At 68.4% G+C, this 1,901-nt stretch carries 3 protein-coding genes; 2 read left to right on the top strand and 1 reads right to left on the bottom strand.

Translation table 11 applies throughout. The features are described 5' to 3' along the window. The coding region (locus tag VGD93_RS01640; protein ID WP_395008542.1) for an Hsp70 family protein at positions 1 to 900 on the bottom strand (900 nt) is incomplete at its 3' end. 333 nt (positions 901 to 1,233) lie between these two features. Between VGD93_RS01640 and VGD93_RS01635 the strand changes: the two genes are divergently transcribed. Next, on the top strand, positions 1,234 to 1,608 hold the full coding sequence (locus VGD93_RS01635) for a hypothetical protein (RefSeq protein ID WP_395008540.1): 375 nt from the start codon (positions 1,234 to 1,236) through the stop codon (positions 1,606 to 1,608). Further along, positions 1,596 to 1,880, top strand: a complete 285-nt coding sequence (locus VGD93_RS01630) for a hypothetical protein (RefSeq protein ID WP_395008538.1) — start codon at positions 1,596 to 1,598, stop codon at positions 1,878 to 1,880. The genes VGD93_RS01635 and VGD93_RS01630 overlap by 13 nt, the downstream gene beginning before the upstream one ends. Positions 1,881 to 1,901: the final 21 nt, after the last annotated feature.

Raw genomic sequence — 1,901 nt, 5'->3', positions numbered from 1 at the left:
ACGCAGCGCCTGCTCGACCGGTCCGCGGCAGCGCTCGATCGTCGGGCGCACGAGGCGTTCGAGGTCGGCGCGGCCGAGGTCCATCTCGAGGTGCTTCGGATCGCCGCCCACGACGCCGATGTAGGGCAGCGAAAGGTGCGTCGTGACGTTGTTGGACAGCTCGATCTTCGCAATCTCGGCCGCTTCCAGCAGGCGCGCCGCAGCCTTGACGTCGCGGCGCACGTCGATGCCGCTTTGCTCGAGGAAGCGTTGCGCGAGCGCGTCGAAGATGGCCTGGTTCATGTCGGTGCCGCCCAGGCGCGTGTCGCCGCTGGTCGCTCGCACCTCGAACACGCCCTTGCCGAACTCCATGATCGTCACGTCGAGCGTGCCGCCGCCGAGGTCGATCACCGCGATGCGCAGTTCCTGCCCCACGCGGTCGAGCCCGTAGGCGAGCGAGGCCGCCGTCGGCTCGTTCACGAGGCGCACGACCTCCAGCCCGGCGATGCCGGCGGCGTCCTTGGTCGCGCTGCGCTGGTTGTCGTCGAAGTAGGCCGGCACGGTGACGACGGCCTTCGTCACCGGTTCGCCGAGGAAGGCCTCGGCGTCGCGCTTGATCTTCTGCAGCAGGAAGGCCGACAGCTGCTCGGGCGAAAACTCGCGGTCGCGCAACCGGATGCGGTCGCGCGTGCCCATGCGGCGCTTGAACGCCGTCGTCGTGCCTTCCGGGTTCGCTGCCGCCTGGCGCCTTGCCGGTTCGCCGATCAGCATCTGGCCGTCGGCGGTGACCGCGACATAACTCGGAAACGCCTTGCCGCCGAGACTCACACCCTCGGCGCTGGGAATCAGAACCGGACGTCCACCGCGCAACACCGCCGCGGCCGAGTTGGACGTTCCCAGATCGATGCCAATGATTGCCATGGCACTACCTCCCCGGCTGTGATCATCACCGAATGGCGCCAGTCCGTCCGTGCCCCGACACCGAAGATGCGCGTCGTGCGCCTGTCATGTTCAGGATAGCCAAAACCGGGGGGCATGGCTCCCACATCCACCACACATTGTGCGAGTCAGCCGCAGGCGGCATGGGGCTCGGCCTTGACCTCACGGAACGATACCCCCTTCACCTCGGCCACGCACGCCGGGACCCGCCTCGTGTGCAAGGCTCTGCCAGGCCGTCCCTGCATCGACACCGCGGGGGTACGCCGGCCACGCACGGTCGGCCATCGCCGTCTATTCTGAACATTGGACGATGTCATGAGTGACGGGAACATGCGAGCGAATGATGAGACCGCCAGGAGGGAGCTGCGCATCGCTTCGGGCGCGGCCGTGATCGAGGGCATGCTCGAGCTGCCGGCACATCCGGGGGGTATCGTCCTCTTCGCGCACGGCAGCGGCTCGAGCCGCTTCTCGCCACGCAACAATTTCGTCGCCGCCGAGCAGCGGCAGGCCGGGCTCGGCACGCTCCTGCTGGACCTGCTCACGCCGGAGGAAGACGCGGTGCGCGACGCACCTCTTCGACGAGCCGGGCACGCTGGAGCAGGTCGCCGCGCTTGCGGCTGCCTGGTTCAGCCGTCACCTGGCCGCGGCGAAACCCTGACCCACCGCAGGAGAAACCCATGCCCCCCGTGATTCCGCAGACGCCGCCCAACTACGACAGCACCCGCATCATCGCACGGCCCGACGGCTTTTACTGGCAGGACAAGGAGACGGGCAAGGAATTCGGCCCCTTCGCGACCCTGCTCGAGGCAGTCGCGGACATGGAGGCCGCCGGCGCCGAGAGTGAGGTGGAGGTCGGGGAAACCATCGCGGAAGCGGAGGACGAGGTCGGCATCGCCGACTGGATCGATCCCGAGACCGGTCTGCCTGCCGAGGACTCGGTGCCGCGGACCGAGAACCACTAAGCGAAGCCGCGCCCCCGTTCG

This window comes from Devosia sp., assembly GCF_036406155.1.
Taxonomy (GTDB): Bacteria; Pseudomonadota; Alphaproteobacteria; order Rhizobiales; family Devosiaceae; genus Devosia_A.
This window is presented reverse-complemented; position numbering and strand designations above follow the sequence as displayed.